The 17,536-nt window shown below is 49.5% G+C and carries 16 protein-coding genes; 14 read left to right on the forward strand and 2 right to left on the reverse strand.

Features of this window, described 5'->3' with window-relative positions:
• Positions 1-25 precede the first annotated feature (25 nt).
• The 13 genes from GF401_18845 (at position 26) to GF401_18905 (ending at position 13,612) form a co-directional block, all read left to right on the forward strand.
• Entirely contained in the window at positions 26-700 is a 675-nt protein-coding gene (locus GF401_18845; GenBank protein ID MBD3347116.1) for a bifunctional precorrin-2 dehydrogenase/sirohydrochlorin ferrochelatase, read from the forward strand.
• Positions 685-1,971, forward strand: a complete 1,287-nt coding sequence (locus GF401_18850) for a glutamyl-tRNA reductase (protein ID MBD3347117.1) — start codon at positions 685-687, stop codon at positions 1,969-1,971. Before GF401_18845 ends, GF401_18850 begins: the two co-directional genes overlap by 16 nt.
• Positions 1,964-2,890 (forward strand): hydroxymethylbilane synthase, encoded by a 927-nt coding sequence (hemC, locus tag GF401_18855; protein MBD3347118.1) that lies wholly within the window; start codon positions 1,964-1,966, stop codon positions 2,888-2,890. Before GF401_18850 ends, hemC begins: the two co-directional genes overlap by 8 nt.
• A gap of 22 nt (positions 2,891-2,912) precedes the next feature.
• A complete protein-coding gene (gene cobA / locus GF401_18860; protein ID MBD3347119.1) occupies positions 2,913-4,445 on the forward strand; it encodes a uroporphyrinogen-III C-methyltransferase in 1,533 nt (510 codons plus the stop codon).
• On the forward strand, positions 4,429-5,613 hold the full coding sequence (gene ahbC, locus GF401_18865) for a 12,18-didecarboxysiroheme deacetylase (protein MBD3347120.1): 1,185 nt from the start codon (positions 4,429-4,431) through the stop codon (positions 5,611-5,613). The genes cobA and ahbC overlap by 17 nt, the downstream gene beginning before the upstream one ends.
• Before the next feature lie 3 nt (positions 5,614-5,616).
• The gene (hemB, locus tag GF401_18870) at positions 5,617-6,639 is read left to right on the forward strand and encodes a porphobilinogen synthase (protein MBD3347121.1); all 1,023 of its coding nucleotides are present in this window, start codon (positions 5,617-5,619) and stop codon (positions 6,637-6,639) included.
• Positions 6,640-6,773: 134 nt separating this feature from the next.
• Positions 6,774-7,040, forward strand: a complete 267-nt coding sequence (locus tag GF401_18875) for a hypothetical protein (protein ID MBD3347122.1) — start codon at positions 6,774-6,776, stop codon at positions 7,038-7,040.
• 72 nt (positions 7,041-7,112) lie between these two features.
• Positions 7,113-8,177 (forward strand): radical SAM protein, encoded by a 1,065-nt coding sequence (locus GF401_18880; protein MBD3347123.1) that lies wholly within the window; start codon positions 7,113-7,115, stop codon positions 8,175-8,177.
• Between the two features lie 32 nt (positions 8,178-8,209).
• The gene (locus GF401_18885; protein MBD3347124.1) at positions 8,210-8,782 is read left to right on the forward strand and encodes an AsnC family transcriptional regulator; all 573 of its coding nucleotides are present in this window, start codon (positions 8,210-8,212) and stop codon (positions 8,780-8,782) included.
• The gene (locus GF401_18890) at positions 8,769-9,245 is read left to right on the forward strand and encodes an Lrp/AsnC family transcriptional regulator (GenBank protein ID MBD3347125.1); all 477 of its coding nucleotides are present in this window, start codon (positions 8,769-8,771) and stop codon (positions 9,243-9,245) included. The genes GF401_18885 and GF401_18890 overlap by 14 nt, the downstream gene beginning before the upstream one ends.
• On the forward strand, positions 9,242-10,519 hold the full coding sequence (gene hemL, locus GF401_18895) for a glutamate-1-semialdehyde 2,1-aminomutase (GenBank protein MBD3347126.1): 1,278 nt from the start codon (positions 9,242-9,244) through the stop codon (positions 10,517-10,519). Before GF401_18890 ends, hemL begins: the two co-directional genes overlap by 4 nt.
• Before the next feature lie 52 nt (positions 10,520-10,571).
• Positions 10,572-11,738 (forward strand): hypothetical protein, encoded by a 1,167-nt coding sequence (locus GF401_18900; protein ID MBD3347127.1) that lies wholly within the window; start codon positions 10,572-10,574, stop codon positions 11,736-11,738.
• Positions 11,739-11,740: 2 nt separating this feature from the next.
• Complete coding sequence (locus GF401_18905) at positions 11,741-13,612, forward strand: hypothetical protein (protein ID MBD3347128.1); 1,872 nt, start codon at positions 11,741-11,743, stop codon at positions 13,610-13,612.
• A 91-nt stretch (positions 13,613-13,703) separates the two neighbouring features.
• On the opposite strand, the gene GF401_18910 is transcribed toward GF401_18905, so the two are convergent.
• Positions 13,704-15,278: a GntR family transcriptional regulator gene (locus GF401_18910; protein MBD3347129.1), complete on the reverse strand. Its 1,575-nt coding sequence runs from the start codon at positions 15,276-15,278 to the stop codon at positions 13,704-13,706.
• A gap of 15 nt (positions 15,279-15,293) precedes the next feature.
• The gene (locus tag GF401_18915; GenBank protein MBD3347130.1) at positions 15,294-16,907 is read right to left on the reverse strand and encodes a GntR family transcriptional regulator; all 1,614 of its coding nucleotides are present in this window, start codon (positions 16,905-16,907) and stop codon (positions 15,294-15,296) included.
• 302 nt (positions 16,908-17,209) lie between these two features.
• Here GF401_18915 and GF401_18920 point away from each other — a divergent pair.
• Positions 17,210-17,536: hypothetical protein (locus GF401_18920; GenBank protein MBD3347131.1), on the forward strand; the 327-nt coding region annotated here is incomplete at its 3' end.

The raw sequence follows: 17,536 nt of genomic DNA on the forward strand, positions 1-17,536 counted from the left end.
TATTATCTCTTACGGATTTTTCCCAGTGCTCCATTACTCCAATACTCCATCACCCCAACTCTTTTCATGTGCTATGTATCCGATCTATCTGAAACTGACCGAGAAGCCCTGCCTTGTTGTAGGCGGGGGAACCGTTGCCGAGCGCAAGATCGCCTCCCTTATCGAAGAAGGGGCCCGGATAACCGTAATCGCTCCTGAAGTAACACCATCGATTGTCGCCCGGGCCAAGGAAAAGAAAATTGAAACATTACACAAGCGTCGTTATAATAAAGGTGAAGCAAAGGATTATTTTCTCATAATTGCGGCAACCGGCGATGCAGAGACCAATAAAGTCGTCAGTATGGACGCCCATGAGGCGGAACGGCTTGTTAACGTCGTCGATGTGCCTGATTTATGCAGCTTTTACGTGCCCGCACGGGTAACAAAAGGCAATCTCTCCATTGCAATCTCGACTGCGGGTTCATTTCCCGGGATGGCAAAGAAGATCAGAAAAGAGCTGGAACCGCTTTTTCCCGATACCTACGCTCCCCTGCTGGAGGTGCTGAATAATTTTCGTTGCGAACTTAAAAAGCGGGAACCGTCCTCAAAAAAACGGATGGATATTTATCGGCGTATCGGAGAGTCATCAGAACTACAGGAATATCTTAAAGGGAATACACAACCGCTGGAAAGGCTTTTAGCGCAGTGCAGATACTACTGACAGGCATTAATCATTCAACTGCACCGGTAAATATCAGAGAAAAATTCGCCTTCTCCAAAGCCGAAACCGGAGAATTTCTTCTCACCCTCCTGGGAAAACCGGGTATAGAGGAAGCGCTTCTTTTGAGCACCTGCAACAGGACTGAAATACTTGTCCGGTACGGCGCCGTCTCTTCTGAAGAACGGGTGACACTCCCCCGCCTTCTCGTTGAATCACTCTGTGAATGGAAAGACATATCTCCCGTTGATCACGACCTGTTCTACAGCTTTACCGACAAGAACGCTGTCAACCATCTCTTCAGGGTTACCGCAGGACTCGAATCGATGATCGTGGGTGAAACACAGATTCTTGCGCAGGTAAAAGAAGCCTATCGCCGTGCCTGTGATGCCGGAACAAACGGCTTCGTGCTCAATAAGGTAATGCATGCCTCCTTTCGGGTCGGTAAACGAGCCCGGACTGAAACAGATATCAATATCGGGGCGGTTTCAGTCAGTCTTGCCGCCGCCGAACTTGCACAACAGACACTTAAAAATTTCTCACAGAAAAGCGGACTGGTTATCGGTGCGGGCGAAATGGCTCATCTGGCATCGGTGCATATGGCAAAAAAGAAGGTGGGATCGTTGACAATAACGAACCGTACCACCGAAAAAGCCTCAGCTCTGGCCTGTCATACAGGAACGCAAGCAATTCCCTGGACACATCTTATCGATTCCATTGCTGCTGCAGATTTTGTTATCTCCGCCGTAAGCGCACCTGAACCGATACTCGGAAAAAAGCAGCTCGAAATTGTTATGAAGAAACGAAATTGCCGGAGCCTAACCTTGATCGATATCAGTGTTCCCCGGAGCATCGATGAGCACGTATCCAGAATGAAGGGTATTATGCTTTATGATATCGACAATCTCACGAGTATCGTTGATAAAAATATTTTGTGCCGTAAAGCTGAAACGCCAAAAGTCGAGACAATTATCAAGGAAGAAATCGAAAAGCTTTACGAGTGGTATCGCTCGCTGGCAGTTGCTCCCACAATCAAAGCGCTTGTCCATCACTTTGAAGTAGTCCGGAAAAAAGAGCTGCGACGCGGTCCGCAGGAACTCTCCGAAGGGCAGGAGAAACGGCTGGAACTGATGACCAGGCGGCTGGTCAAAAAAATCCTTCGGGAACCCATAGAACGGCTGCGCAAAAGCCAGTGTGGCGGCATTGATAATGCCGCATACTGGGTCGATGCAGTCAGGTCTGTTTTTAACCTGGAATCCGAATCCAATGAATAAACTAGTTATCGGCACCCGTAAAAGCCGTCTTGCCCGCATACAGACCACCCTTGTCACGAATATGCTTCGCGAGAAGTATCCTGAACTCACCATCGAAGAAAAGTGCATCGAAACCAAAGGGGACCGGATCCTTGATTCGTCATTGTCAAAAATCGGCGACAAGGGGCTTTTCACCAAAGAAATCGAAAAATGCCTGCTCGACGGCTCGATCGACTGCGCGGTCCACAGCTATAAGGACCTTCCCACCGCACTTCCTCCGGGTTTACACCTCGCCGCGGTGATTAAACGGGGACCGTGTGGTGATGTTCTTGTTGGGAAAGAGGGGGCGTCTCTGGCCACGCTGCCGCCGGGAGCCTGTATCGGGACCGACAGCCTGAGACGGAGAGCACAATTGACGCATCACCGACCCGATCTGAAAGTAAAGAGTATCCGGGGCAATGTGGATACCCGGCTGGGGAAACTCGATGACGGTCTCTATGACGCCCTTATTCTGGCGGAAGCGGGGCTTGCACGGCTTGATTTGAGAAACAGGATATCGTCGTCACTCGATCCTTCGATCTGGTATCATGCGGTAAGTCAGGGTGCTATGGTTGTTGAAATCAGGGAAGACAACCGTCCAGCCCGGGCGCTCCTCGAATCGTTGGACCACCCGGAAACCCGCCGGGCAACCGACGCCGAACGATCGGTGCTCAGGGAGCTTGAGGGCGGATGCCAGGTTCCTATCGGCGTAAGAACAGCGATCGAAAGGGAGAGCCTCAGCCTCTTTGCCATGGTGGCCGGTATAAACGGCACGCCTTTTCTGGAAGAAACCCTGGAGGGACCACCGGACACTGCGCAATCACTGGGCAAAGAGGTCGCCCGGAGGCTGCTTGAACAGGGAGCGGATACGATTTTAAAGGAAATTGAGCGCAATCGTTGAAGACCTCTCGAAGGAAATACCTATGAATGATACAGGCAACGTAACTCTCTGCGGCTCAGGCCCCGGCGATCCGGGACTGATTACCGTTGCGGCACGCGATGCAATTGCCGGGGCCGAGGTGATCGTGTACGATTACCTTGTCAATTCGAAATTGCTCGAATACGCCCCCCCGTCGTGCGAAAAAATCTATGTCGGCAAAAAAGGGGGACGCCATACCATGGAACAGGAGCAGATCAACGAGCTTCTGTGCACAAAAGCCCGCGAAGGCAACAGAGTCGTACGCCTCAAGGGCGGCGATCCCTATATTTTTGGAAGAGGCTCCGAAGAGGCGCTTTACCTGAAAGAAAAGGGGGTCTCCTTTGCGGTGATTCCCGGTATTCCCGCGGCCCTGGGCGCCGCAGCCTATGCCGGAATTCCCCTCACCGACCGTCGTTACAATTCATCGGTTACCTTTGTCACCGGCCACGAAGATCCCGCCAAAAAAGAATCAACAATCAACTGGCGCGCCCTCGCCCGGTCTCAAAGTACACTGGTTTTTTATATGGGGGTTAAAAACCTCCCCTCCATTGCCCGGCGACTCATCGAGCAGGGAATGGACGGCGCAACCCCGGTTTCCGTCGTACGATGGGCCACTACTCCCTTGCAACAGACCGTTACGGGCACGCTCGAAACAATCGCCCGGAAAGCGGCAAAAGCCGGTATCAAGCCGCCGGCATTAACGGTTGTGGGCAAGGTCAACCAACTCCACAAGTCAATCGCCTGGTTTGAAAATCTGCCGCTCTTCGGTAAAAAAATTGCCGTCACCCGGAGCCGGACACAAGCATCGGCGCTCTCCGGGAAGCTTGCCGAACTGGGCGCCGATACAATCGAAATGCCGGTCATCGAAATCTCTCCGCAGGAATCGACCAAGGAAATCGACCGGGCAATCCGGTCTCTGAGCAGCTACGCCTGGGTGGTATTCACCAGTGTCAATGGTGTGTCCCTCTTCATGGACCGGGTCTATGCGCTCGGGTTCGACGCCCGGATTTTTGCGCCGGTTAAAATCGCGGTCATCGGCTCGGCAACGGCGTCACGGCTTAAAGAATACGGCATACGCCCAAACTTCGAACCATCAAAATTTACTTCCGCGGTGCTGTTTGAAGAACTGCGGGCACGGGAAACCATTGACGACAAGAAGTTCCTTCTTGCCCGCGCCGATATCGCCGGCAAAGAACTTCCCGAAAACCTCAAACAATACGGTGCACGGGTCGACGACATTATTGTTTATAAAACAGTACCGGGAACTACCGATACAACACAAATCGAAACACTGATTGAGGAAGGGAGCCTCGACGGCGTCACCTTTACAAGCTCATCAACGGTAAAATATTTCATCGACGCCCTTGGAAAAGCATTTATAGATCGAATTAAAGATTCTATTGCGGCATTCTCCATCGGCCCCGAAACAACAAAGGCGCTGAAAACCGCGGGGATCCGACCTGCGACTCAGGCATCGGTACATACTATCCCCGGTCTGGTGGAATCGATACGGAATTATTATGATAGGAATCAGTAAACTCTATTGCGGGACTGTCGAGCCCTCCGATGCTCTGCGGTATGGGAGAAAATCGCACGCCCTTCCTTCCCACCTTCTTCAGTTCGCCGAAGATAAAAAACCGGTGGTGGTATGGAACTGCACCCGGCGGTGTAATCTGAAATGCGTTCATTGCTACTCCCATTCCCAAGATATCGACTACGGTGGTGAAATGACGACCGATCAGGGAAAGAAGTTCCTCGACGATCTGGCCGCATTCGGCAGCCCGGTGATTCTTTTTTCCGGCGGCGAACCGCTGACGCGAAAAGACCTCTTCGAGCTGATCACGCATGCCCGCACCCGGGGACTGCGCGCCGTGGTTTCCACAAATGGGACCTTGATCAACCACGAACAAGCCGGCAAACTCAAAGAGGCCGATCTCTCCTATGTGGGAATCAGCATCGACGGCCTCCGGGAGACAAACAACACGTTCCGTCGAACGCCGGGGGCCTTTGAGAGGGCACTTGACGGTGTTCGGGCATGTACCGACCGGGGACTTAAAGTAGGACTCCGGTTTACCATAACGAAACACAATGTGCGGGATATTCCGGGTATCTTTGATCTCATCGAAAAAGAAAAGATCCCCCGGATCTGCTTCTACCACCTGGTCTATGCCGGCCGCGGCGCCGAACTGATGAACGACGATCTTTCTCATCAGGAAACCAGAGCAGTCGTGGACCTGATTATCGACCGCACAGCGATTCTCCACAAAAAGGGCCTGCCCACCGAGGTGCTCACCGTTGATAATCATTGCGACGGGATCTATCTGTATCTTCGGATGCTGAAAGAAAACAATCCTCGCGCCGACCAGGTCATGGAGCTTCTGAAAATGAACGGCGGCAACAGCAGCGGGGTTGGAATCGGGTGTGTCGGTTGGGACGGCAGCGTGCACGCCGATCAGTTCTGGCGCCACTATACTTTCGGCAATGTGATACGGCGGCCATTCAGTGAAATCTGGACCGACCGGTCGGACCCGCTCATGAAAAAACTCAAAAACAAGAAAAGGCATGTCAAAGGCCGATGCGCACAATGCACCTATCTGGATGTCTGCGGTGGTAATTTCCGGGTCCGGGCCGAGGCGGTCTACGGCGATATCTGGGCTCAGGAACCGGCCTGCTATCTCACCGATAATGAAATTGGATTGGAGTAAACCATGCAATTCCCCCTTGTCAGAAAACGACGATTGCGGAGAAACAAAACAATCCGCCGGATGGTACGGGAAACGAAACTCTCGGTCGACGACCTTGTGGCCCCTCTTTTTATTGTACCGGGATCACAGGTAAAAAGGCCTATTTCCTCTATGCCCGAGCAGTACCACTTCTCGGTCGACACGGCGGTGCGTGAGTGCGGCGAACTCGCCGATCTGGATATCCCCGCGGTGATCCTTTTCGGTATTCCCGAATCCAAAGACCCCGCCGGGTCACATGCGATAAAAGAGGACGGTATCATTCAGAATGCAGTTCGGGAAATTAAAAAAGCCGTCCCCGGCCTCGTGGTCATTACCGACGTCTGCCTGTGCGAGTATACCTCGCACGGTCACTGCGGCGTCCTGAAAGAAAAAGATGTGGACAACGACGCCACCCTGGAGCTTCTGGCAAAAATGGCGATCTCTCATGCCGAGGCCGGCGCCGACATTGTGGCCCCGTCAGACATGATGGACGGCCGGGTGGGAGCGATCCGGGAAGCTTTGGATTCCCGGGGTTTCGAAGATGTCAGCCTTATGTCCTATGCCGCAAAATACGCTTCGGCATACTACGGCCCTTTCCGGGAAGCCGCCGACTCGGCCCCCGAATTCGGCGACCGCCGCACCTACCAGATGGACCCCGCCAATGCCCGCGAAGCACTCCACGAAGTACAGCTTGACGAGAGTGAAGGCGCCGATATTGTCATGGTCAAGCCCGCCCTCGCCTACCTCGATATCATCCGAACGATCCGCGACCATACCCTCCTCCCTGTCGCCGCCTATAACGTAAGCGGAGAGTACTCCATGATTATGCATGCCGCCCAAAAAGGGCTTATCGATGGAGATCGGGTCATGATGGAGACCTTGACATCAATTAAACGAGCCGGAGCCGAAATTATTTTGACCTATTTTGCCCGGAGAGTGGGGAGAATGGGTAATAAGAAGATTGAAGATTATTCGCAGCGCGTGCTCAACGAGTCCGAGAATGATTAAGAGAAAGAATCACTTAATTGCAGCATTTGGCTCCACATTAGAATGTGCTGCGTGTCTCGACATATTATTTATCAAGAAGATTGTAGCTCAGAAAAAAAATTGATTATAAAAGGAATTTGTATCATATCGGATCAATGATAATCGGTTTAATTAAAAGTAATAAGAGTGTTGTTGAGGAAAACACGGCCGAATACGGTAAGGAGAAAAACAACAAAGTGTTTGATCATGAAAGACTGGATATCTATCACAAATCATTGGAGTTGTTGATATGGCATGAAAATCCAAACACAGAATTCGGTATTCCAGATTCAATACATATCCTTATCGACAAAGCATCAAAATCGGCAATGAACATTTATACAACATTGTATCGATGCTCATCGGATGGAAACGCAGCATAGCAAATTATGAATAATTTTCTCTATAATCAATCTTAATCGTTCTCGTAACCATTAATCAGTCTCTGAAAAAATATGCACCCCTCCCCTCTCCATCTTCTCGCCTGGGAAACAACCCGTCGCTGTCCGCTGGCATGCCGCCATTGCCGGGGAGCGGCGCGAAACGAGAAATATGATCACCAGTTGAGTACGGCGGAAGGCAAACGATTGATCGACAATGTCACCTCCTTTGCCCGGCCGATCCTTATTCTCACCGGCGGGGAACCAATGTACCGGGAGGATATTTTTGAGCTTGCCCGGTATGCATCGGACAAGGGATTGCGCGTTGTTATGTCACCCTGCGGACACATGATCAATGCGGAGAACGCAAAAAAGATCAAAGCTGCGGGTATCGAGCGGATCAGTATCAGTATCGATGGCGCTACGGCAAAGGCCCACGATGAATTCCGGGGAGTTTCCGGGGCATTTGATGCTGCAATGAAAGGGATCGATTGGTTAAAAAAAGAGAATATCGAGTTTCAGATCAACTCGACGATTGCAAAGCATAATGCGGATGACCTCCCAGAATTACTGGAGTTGAGTAAAAAGCTTGGCGCAGTGGTGTTCAACCCCTTTTTCCTGGTCCCCACCGGCAGGGGCAAAGCAATAGCCCATCTGGAACTGGCGCCCCAGGAATATGAAAAAGCCCTGGAATGGATTTATGAACAATCGCAGAAAGAAGATATTACCATCCGGGTAACCTGTGCGCCCCATTATTACCGGATAGCCCGACAGAAACGAAAAGCACTGCCCGGTACTCAGTCGGCAAAAACACACCCCGGCCACCATTCCGGAGGATGCCTGGGCGGACAGGGATTTGCCTTTGTCTCCTATAAGGGTATCGTACAGGCCTGCGGCTTTCTTGATGTTCCCTGCGGCAACCTTCGGGAAACAGATTTTAATTTCAAAAAGATCTACGAAGAATCGAACGTTTTTAACGATTTAAGAAACCGAAACGCCTATCGGGGCAAATGCGGGATATGTGAATTCGTGAACATTTGCGGCGGATGCAGGGCCAGGGCGTATTTTGAGAGTGGAAACTATATCGGTGAAGAACCCTATTGTTGCTATGAACCGAAAAGGAAAAGAAAGAAAAGTTGAAGGGTGCAACGTGAAAGCAAGGTTAAGGGTGTATGGAAGAGAGAGTATTGTTCTTTTTCAAACACTCAATCCTGCTGGCGCCTCGAGCCGGCTCGTTGTCTCCACTCAACCGCAACCTGAAAACCACCATGGATATCATTGATAAAAAAATCCTCAATCTGATACAGAATGATTTTCCCATTGGACCGCACCCTTTTAAATCGGTAGGGGAAAAAATCGATCTGGGAGAACAGGAGGTCATAGCCCGGGTACGAAAACTCAAAGATGACGGCATTATACGAAGACTCGGGATATCGCTGTCCCCCCAAAAGGCAGGGTATACAACAACGCTGGTAGCGACAAAGGTCGATTTTGCAAAGCTGGATGAGGTTACTCGTTGTATCAACGCCTATCCGCATATCACCCATAACTATCTTCGGGATGATGACCTCAATGTCTGGTTCACGGTTATTGCCGAAGACCGGTTCGAGATCGAAAATATTCTTTCGGAAATTTCCTCCCGTGACGGTATCGAAGAGCTTCTGGAGCTTCCTGCGCTCAATGTTTTCAAATTGAATGTCTCGTTTTCATACGATGAGGAACAGGGGAAAAATGACCGGCAGTGATAAAAAAATATTAGCACTCTTACAGAAGGGTTTCCCGATCTGCGAGAATCCCTATCAAAAACTAGCTGAAGAGGCCGGGATTACCGAAAATGAGCTGCTCGAAAAAATAGAAGGATGGAAACAGGAGGGGCTGATCAGAAAAATAGGCGCCTTTGTCAACCACCGGATTTCGGGGTACACGGCCAATGGAATGGCTGTTTTTGATATGCCGAAAGACAAGGTGCGGGAGATCGCCTCCAGGATGGCCGGCCGAGACTCTGTGAGTCATTGTTACGAACGTCCACGACTCCCCCGATGGCCCTACCGCCTCTACGCCATGATCCATGGGAAAAGCAGGGATGAGGTGGAGACGGAGGTGCGGGATATTGTCCGGCAGGAAGACATAACCGATTACCGGATACTGTTCAGTACCCGGGAACTAAAAAAAACCGGATCACGATTATTCAGAGAGGACAGGTCATGACAACCAGCAAGGAATTATATCAACGCGCACTACAGTCTATTCCCGGAGGAGTCAATTCGCCGGTGAGAGCATTTAAATCAGTCGACGCCGAACCGCCCTTTATCACTCGGGGAAAGGGAAGTAAAATCTACGATTGCGAGGGGAACGAATATATCGACATGGTGATGTCCTGGGGCCCGTTGATTTTAGGCCATGCCCATCCTGCCGTTGTCGAAGCGGTGTGTAAGGCGGCCGAATCCGGGACAAGTTTCGGCGCGCCGATCGAAAAGGAGATAGAGCTTGCAGAGATGATTGCGGCCATGGTACCCGGGATCGAGAAAGTGCGTCTTGTCAACTCCGGCACTGAAGCGACCATGAGTGCGGTACGCCTGGCACGGGGGATCACCCGGCGGGATAAAATTATCAAGTTCGAAGGATGTTACCACGGCCACGGCGACAGTTTTTTGGTGAAAGCGGGAAGCGGCGCCCTGACCCTGGGCCATCCCAGTTCCCCGGGTGTCACCGGAGGGACCGCTCGGGATACCCTGATCGGTTCCTACAACGATCTTGAATCGGTCTGTTCGCTCTTCGATGAAAACCGGGATGAAATTGCCTGCGTTATCGTAGAACCGGTTGCCGGGAATATGGGAGTCATTCTTCCGAAGGACGGCTTTCTGGAAGGCCTTCGGCAACTAACCGGCGAAAATGGTGCAATGCTGATTTTCGATGAAGTCATCTCCGGCTTTCGTCTTGGCCCCGGCGGCGCGCAGGAATATTATAACGTAATACCCGATCTTACCACCCTCGGAAAAGTCATCGGCGGCGGCCTACCGGTAGGCGCTTATGGCGGGAAAGCAGAATTCATGGATTACCTCGCCCCCGACGGCCCCGTGTATCAGGCAGGAACCCTGTCGGGAAACCCTCTGGCCGTTGCAGCAGGATGCGCTGTTCTTGAATCCCTGAAAACCCGCAAGCCATGGACCGAACTCGAAACCAGAGCAAAGCGGCTCGCCGACGGATTGAACTCCATAACAGCAAAGGCAGGAATCGACAGTACCATTAATTCTATTGCATCGATGATGAGCCTGTTTTTTGCCGAAGGGCCGGTACATACCTACGCCGATGCTGTTACATCGGATACCAACCGTTTCTCGGTATATCACAGAAAAATGCTCGAACAGGGAATTTATCTTGCTCCCTCACAATTCGAAGCATCATTTGTCGGAACCGCTCATTCCGAAAGTGATCTGGAGAAGGTTCTGGAGGCTGCAGAGAAGGCGATGAATTATTTTTAGACAAACAATTTGTTCTGCCGGGTATATATTTAATTTCCGGCAGACCCTAAAAATGCCGCATAAAAGAATACGAATGCTGAATAAGATAGCTCAGAATCCATTCATTAAATTTATTGTATCACTTCGATTGACCGTCATCTGCCTGATCGTACTTTCGATACTTACATTCTGGGGCACGTTGTATCAGGTTGATCATGGATTATATCCGGCACGGGCCCGGTTTTTCAATTCCTGGGTTCTATTTATCTGGAATTTTATTCCCTTTCCCGGCACGAAACTCGTGATTGCGGTGTTGTCTTTGAATTTAATCGGTTCCTTTTTCTTTCGCCTTCGGTTTGCCTGGAAAAAGATCGGCATTCTCCTGGTCCATTTCGGCATCGTCTTTTTGTTTTTAGCCGCCGGATTCACCCACTATTTTGCGAGTGAATCCTATCTTTCGCTCCATGAGGGAGAACAGTCCCGGTATTCTTCGAGTTACCGGAACTGGGAACTGCTTCTTTATCGCACAAATAAAGGAAACATAAAGGATGAGAAAAGTGAATCCTTTGACCTCAGCAGTTTAACTTCCGGCAGTCGGCTGATATTTCCCGAATCTCAGATAGGGGTAACAGTCCGCAAAATCTATACCAATGCCGCAGCTCCGGGTGGTTTTGATAATCCCCGGTCGATGCACCGGCATTCATCAGTCGATTCTCTTGTCGAGCTTGAGCCGGAAAAAGATCCCTCCAAAAACGTTCCGGGCATAATTTGTACTGTAGAAAGACAATCTTCCAAACAACACACCGAACTCATGCTTCATGGACGGACGAAAAATTCATTCACGTTCGAGGACAACGATTATTCCTACGCTCTGATATTACAGCCGAAACGAATTCTTCTGCCGCTTACTCTACGGCTGCTCGATTTTACAAAAGAAGATTATGCCGGCACGGAAATGGCCCGTGATTTCAAGAGCAGGATTTATGCAAAGGGTGACAATATCGACCGGGAAGTGGTTATCTCGATGAACCGCCCGTTCCGCTATAACGATTTCACTTTTTTCCAGAGTTCCTATTCGCAGCAAGGGCGCCGGGAATCCTCTACCTTTGCGGTTGTCCGCAATTCAGCCCGTCAGCTACCTTATATCGCAAGCTGTCTGATCATGGCCGGTCTGTTAATCCATTTTCTCATCAAGCTGATAGGTGGTATGAAACCTGTACACCGTAAGAAAAAAGATTGAATATGAATCATATCCCTCTTAAATCACTCTTTCCGTTTTGCATGATCCTTGTGATTCTTGCCGGTTTTTCCGACGTTTTTGCAAAGGAATTTGATCTGGAGACTTTTTCTGAGATTTCGGTTATGGATAATAACCGGGTAAAGCCGCTTGACACCTACGCCCGGATCAAGCTTCTTCAGTTCTCGGGGCGCAGCAGTATCGAAGGTTATTCGGCAATTGAGTGGCTGGCCCGGGTGCTCTTCACCCCCGCGAAGGCGGCGCAGGATCAAATTTTCCTTATCGACAACCCCGAAATCGCCGATGCAATCGGTGCCGAACGACACCGGCGGCGCTATAGCTTTTCAGACCTTCACGCGGGCTTTGGAAAACTCCACCAACTCGCCCGGAAAGCATCGATGACACCCGGGAAGGAACGCTCGAATTTTGAAAACGAAGCGGCCCGGGCGTACCGGAATGTTACCGAATACGCGGAACTGACCGGCATGTTCAGTTTTATCGAGCCTGATCCGGCCTATGGTATCAAGGATTCCGCGGTTGCCCGGATACTCGGCCTCGACACACTGAAACCGGCCCAGTCCTATTATGAAATGCTGGCCCACTCCCCGGCACTCTCCAGGGCCATGAAAGAGGTAAGCGGTAAAAAACGAAGCGAATGGAGTTCCCTCGACAGTGCCGTTGTCTCGGTGGCACATTCAATGTACCGCATGGGGGCGCGTATCGGCAATCCCCCCCTGCATATCATTCCTGTCGGCCACCAGGGCTCGGTGGAATGGCTGAGTCCGTGGGGTTATCTTGCAAAATATGCCTCTTCATCGCTGGGAAACAACCACATTGATCTGCTGATTGAACTTCGAGAAAACTATCGTTCCGACAACCCCGTAGCATTCGAAAAAGCCGTCGAGCAGTTTAGAACGTCGGTACAAAAAGACGCCGGAAAGGTGATCGATTATCCCGATCATTCCCTTGAAATCTCCTATAATGCACTTAACCCCTTTCTGAAATCAAAGATTTTATACGGCCTTACCTGTATTCTGGCGCTATTTCTCATGATTATCTATCGCACGTGGCTCCATTTCACGGCTGTTGCCCTCATTATACCGGGTTTTCTTTTTCAAACCTGGGGGTTAATTGCCCGCATGATCATTCTCAACCGTCCTCCGATCGATAATCTTTACGGTACGCTTGTCTTTGTGGCCTGGGCAAGTGTTATTCTCGGCGCCGTGGTCGAGTTGTGGCAGAGAAACGCAATGGGGCTTCTTATATCCTCCTTTATCGGCTTTGCCCTGCTTCATCTGGCGGGAAAATACGGTGCCGACGGCGACACCATGGGAATGCTCAGTGCGGTATTGAACAATAATTTCTGGCTTACCACTCATATTATCACCATTACTCTGGGCTACACCGGCCTTCTGGCGGCCGGAATCGCCGGACACGTCTATATAATCCGGAAACTGGCGTCCGGAGACAAGCAGAAACTCACCTCGACCAACAAGACGATCTATGCAGTGCTGGCCTTCGGCTTCACTTTCACGGTGATCGGTACGGTTTTAGGCGGTATGTGGGCCGACCAGTCGTGGGGACGGTTCTGGGGATGGGACCCGAAGGAAAACGGAGCCCTGCTGATCTGCCTCTGGTGTACGATAATCTTCCATGCCCGCGCAGGGGGCATGATCCGAGGATGGGGTTTGGCCATGGGGAGTATTGTCGGACTTGTTCTGGTGATGTTCGCCTGGCTGGGGGTCAACTTGCTGGGCGTAGGACTCCATTCCTACGGCTTTACTTCTACCGGCGCCCAGGTGCTGTTCGGCACCGTAGGATTCGAAGCACTGTTTCTTATCGGAACCTCGGTTGCGATAAAGACGACCCGGCGGTGAACGGAAACTTCTCTCAAAATCATTTGTCATGATGTAAGGCAGGCACGAACGTGACGGCCTCGTTGCCAACCGGTAATGAAGCTCTTTATGCTTATTCCTTTAGTTGCATTTTTCCGGTCGTCATCCGTTCGATAATCATGCCTTCGATTTCCACCGGCCGATAAAACCCCATGCTTTTTACCGAACGGGTATTAAGCACATATCCGAGCATGGTGTGGACAACCGCCTGCATATTGAAATTATAGCTGGTAATACCCTGACGCAGGGATTCCCATGTGTCGTCAAAAGAAATCAGTGATATGCTTTCCGGTACTTCGATTTCATTTAAATCCAGGTACTCGATTGCGGCCAACGCCACCGTGTCATTGGCCGCAACCCAGACGGTGACTGAATCATCGGCAAGCGCCGCGTCAAAGAGCGAATGAAGTTGACGGTTGAACTCTGCTATGGTCAATATCCGCCATTGTAACTGAAAATTAAAATATGAATCCATTCGGTTGATATAAAAACGGGGAATATCTTTTTTCCATTTATTAAAAAATTCTACCAGCGGCTCGATAGGACAGTTTTTCAGAGCGTCATCATGATATGAACTATGTATATCGGGAGGATTGTTCCAGGTACAAGAGGTAACGGCCGAATCATAACCGGCCCCGGCAAATATTTTTCTTATTCCAGCAAGACGATTTTTTGACCAGGCAGCCTGATGAAACGGAGAAATATAGGCGACTTTCCGGTGTCCCATTTCGAGAAGATACCGTGCCGCGATTTCACCGGGTAAGGGAGATATGGCGGTAGTGAAATGTTTGACATAAGGCTTTTGAGCATAGAGTGGAAGCTCCCAGCCTCCAACAACATCAAGAACTGCAACCGGTTTTCCAAATGATGACAACCGACGTAAAAATATGTCACGACATTCGTCATTCTGAATGACAATATAAAGATATCCCAACACCGAATCATCGTCACTCAGCGTTGAAATGGGTCTCAATCGCTCATCACTCCGGGCAAAAAAGAACTTGCCGCTTTCCATATATCCCACTACCTGCAATTCCACATTTGCCCGGCTACATTCCGATTCCAGCGTCCGGATGCATTCTTCGTTGAGGGACCCGGCCCATAGTTTCTTTTCTTGATCGGACAACATAATGACCCTCACACAAGAATTCGATCGTGAGGACGACAAAGAAACGACATGGTACAATCTGTTCCGGGGGGCAAGGACTCCTTCTTCACAGAGAGCAGTAAGCGCCTTTTTCAAGGGGCGAAATGATATTCCGTATTTTTGCCGGAGTTCTTTTAGTGTCGGGAGCACTCCGTTGCTGCCGTAAACGCCGTTGAGAACATCTTTCAACAACCGCAACCTGATTCGCTGCCAGAGACAACTCGACCTTACTTTTTGAACCGGCTCGTTGAGTGTTGACTTAAAAACCCCGATCTTTTGTAAAGCATCCGATGTGACAATAAAGGGGTTCCCCCGAATGCCTTCAACAATACCTTTCTCACGAAGAATATTCATAGCTTTCCACATGGTTACCGGGGACACACCGGATGATTGGGCAAGCCGGGGAATGCCCGGAAGACGGTCACCGGGAGAAATACGGCCTGATGATATTTCCGTGAAAACGGATTCAATTGCTTTCTTTATACCGGGCGATATTCGCATACGCGCACTCAACTATCATTTTCTACATTTGATTACCGAATTTCGTTCGATAATAACTCCTTCAATATCAACTACTTCATTTTTCTTTTCACGATAAAACACTTGGGGATTCAGCAAAAAAGCAATCATCGAATTGACAGCGGCCGGAATATTAAAATCGAAGGAGGTTATTCCATGATGGACCGAAATGACGGTATTATCAAAGGATGCCAGAGATATAAAGTCGGGAGTTTTTTTGTTTCGCGCCCGCATAAAATCAATCACCATTTCAGCCACACCATCATTTGCCGTAACCCAGGCTGTCGTGTCCGGATCTTCCGACAATGTTCTCAAAACAGGGGTAAGCCGGTAAATAACCTCGGCAAGAGTCATATACCGCAGACAAAAAGTACTGAATGCATGATCGTAATAACCCGTCAGATTTGGAAACTTCTCCTTTTTCCAAACCTTATAGCCGGAAAGAACCGAATCGATATTATAGTGTCGCTCGGAGTCTTTATAATAGGATAAAAGCGAATAATGATCATTAATCGCAATAAGCCGAACATTATTATTGTATCCTGCATCGGTATAGGTCTCCACTAAAGAATCGTACCGCATCTGAGACCATAATGATTGATGAAAGGGAGAAATATAGGCGATCTTTTTGTGTCGCTGTGTGAGCAGGTACCGCGCGACCTTTACCGCCGATGTCGCCGGCGCCGCCATCCTGAATATTCGAATTGGGCTGTTTGGGCCGGTAGAAAAAGGAATTTTGAGATCCTGCTCGAAAGTATACACGGCAATCGGCCTCCCGAAGGGCAGCAGCATCCGTAAAACAGTCATGAATATTTCCTGAACATCACCTGCACTGCCGTTCCTGTCGAGTAACCGGGATTCGATCTCCCGGGCGAAAATACCGGCATAGACAAATCCCAGGATGTCGTTATCATCCTGTATAATGCATTCCCTGCCGGTCGCAACATTCTTAAACTGTAAAACCCCCTCATTCCATCGATAAGCGTAGGTTTCCAACCGAACGCCCGATGTCGCACAGGTGTGTTCCAGAGACCGCATGAAATCATCACCACATACCCCCGTAGCAACACCCGTTTCGTCACGTTCATCACCTAAAAGAATAATTCTCGAATAGGCAACCGAAGGTTTTTTCAATGATGTGGCATACCATCTTCCTTCAGGCTTTATCAGACCTTCATCAATGCACAATGACAACACCTTGCGGAGGGTCGGATATGAGACTCCATACCGAATGAGAAGTTCTTTCTGGGAAGGCAAAAGCCTATTCCATCCAAAATGCCCCTGTAAAATGTCCTGTTTCAGTGAAGATGCCGCCTTTTGCCATCGGAGTCTGTTATCCGCAGGGGCCTCAGAAAGAGTGTAAAGGGATTTTATGGGCTGTCCCCTGTATCGTTCAATATGGATCCCCCTCCCGGGCCGGGCAACCAGTATCTCCTTTGATACCAACTCATTGACTGCTTTTCGCATGGTTTCATAGGCAACCCCGGCTTCGGAAGCCATGGAGGCGGTGGTTGGAAGCCTGGTTTTTCTTATATGTTTCTGCTGCCTGATAAGCTCTTCAAGGTAGGAAAGAGCAATGGAAAACGCATTTTTCTTAACCTGTTTTTTCATTATTTCGACTATTACTACCGACAATAAAATGTGTTAACACAATAAAAAAAGAATGAAATAAGAAAATAATTAGTGAAATGTGAGAAAGTAACATTTATATCCATTTAATTCAATTGCGAAAAAGTATCATTGCTTCCCTCTGTCGTTAATACATGCCCCATTATTTTCCTTCATCATTCATAAAAAATATAAGTATTATACAAAATATGCCATTTTATATACTTAATAATTCTGTATATATCTTCCATTTCATATTAAATTATTGGTATATGAAACGTGCATCCCTCCACAAAGGAGTATCCATGAAAATGAACCTTATTACAAAAGCATTACTCGTGTGCACAGTGGTTTGGAGCATTCCGGCGGCCCAGGACACCTACAATGTCCGCCTTGTGGGCTACGGCCTGGCAGGGAACACAGTCTGGAAATACGGCGATATGCGTGAAGGAGAGTTGAATGGGTACGTTGAAGGCCTTACAAAACAACTCAATGTCAGTTGGTCCCGGGAAGTCAGTATGAGTGCGAATCCCGATCAATGGCATAAGGCTATAAAGGACGGCACCGATGAATATATCATCAATGTCCTCGACTGGTTCAAGAGCGGTGATCCGTGCGATTATATTGTCAAC

The organism is Chitinivibrionales bacterium, from assembly GCA_014728215.1.
Lineage (GTDB): Bacteria > Fibrobacterota > Chitinivibrionia > Chitinivibrionales > WJKA01 > WJKA01.

Bases quoted from the DNA above. Each gene is read 5' to 3' on its own strand.
- hemB (MBD3347121.1), top strand. From the start codon at position 5,617: ATGCAATTCCCCCTTGTCAGAAAACGACGATTGCGGAGAAACAAAACA.
- ahbC (MBD3347120.1), top strand. From the start codon at position 4,429: ATGATAGGAATCAGTAAACTCTATTGCGGGACTGTCGAGCCCTCCGAT.
- hemL (MBD3347126.1), top strand. From the start codon at position 9,242: ATGACAACCAGCAAGGAATTATATCAACGCGCACTACAGTCTATTCCC.
- GF401_18880 (MBD3347123.1), top strand. From the start codon at position 7,113: ATGCACCCCTCCCCTCTCCATCTTCTCGCCTGGGAAACAACCCGTCGC.
- hemC (MBD3347118.1), top strand. From the start codon at position 1,964: ATGAATAAACTAGTTATCGGCACCCGTAAAAGCCGTCTTGCCCGCATA.
- GF401_18915 (MBD3347130.1), bottom strand. From the start codon at position 16,907: ATGAAAAAACAGGTTAAGAAAAATGCGTTTTCCATTGCTCTTTCCTAC.
- GF401_18900 (MBD3347127.1), top strand. From the start codon at position 10,572: ATGCCGCATAAAAGAATACGAATGCTGAATAAGATAGCTCAGAATCCA.
- GF401_18890 (MBD3347125.1), top strand. From the start codon at position 8,769: ATGACCGGCAGTGATAAAAAAATATTAGCACTCTTACAGAAGGGTTTC.
- GF401_18885 (MBD3347124.1), top strand. From the start codon at position 8,210: ATGGAAGAGAGAGTATTGTTCTTTTTCAAACACTCAATCCTGCTGGCG.
- GF401_18905 (MBD3347128.1), top strand. From the start codon at position 11,741: ATGAATCATATCCCTCTTAAATCACTCTTTCCGTTTTGCATGATCCTT.
- GF401_18910 (MBD3347129.1), bottom strand. From the start codon at position 15,278: ATGCGAATATCGCCCGGTATAAAGAAAGCAATTGAATCCGTTTTCACG.
- cobA (MBD3347119.1), top strand. From the start codon at position 2,913: ATGAATGATACAGGCAACGTAACTCTCTGCGGCTCAGGCCCCGGCGAT.
- GF401_18875 (MBD3347122.1), top strand. From the start codon at position 6,774: ATGATAATCGGTTTAATTAAAAGTAATAAGAGTGTTGTTGAGGAAAAC.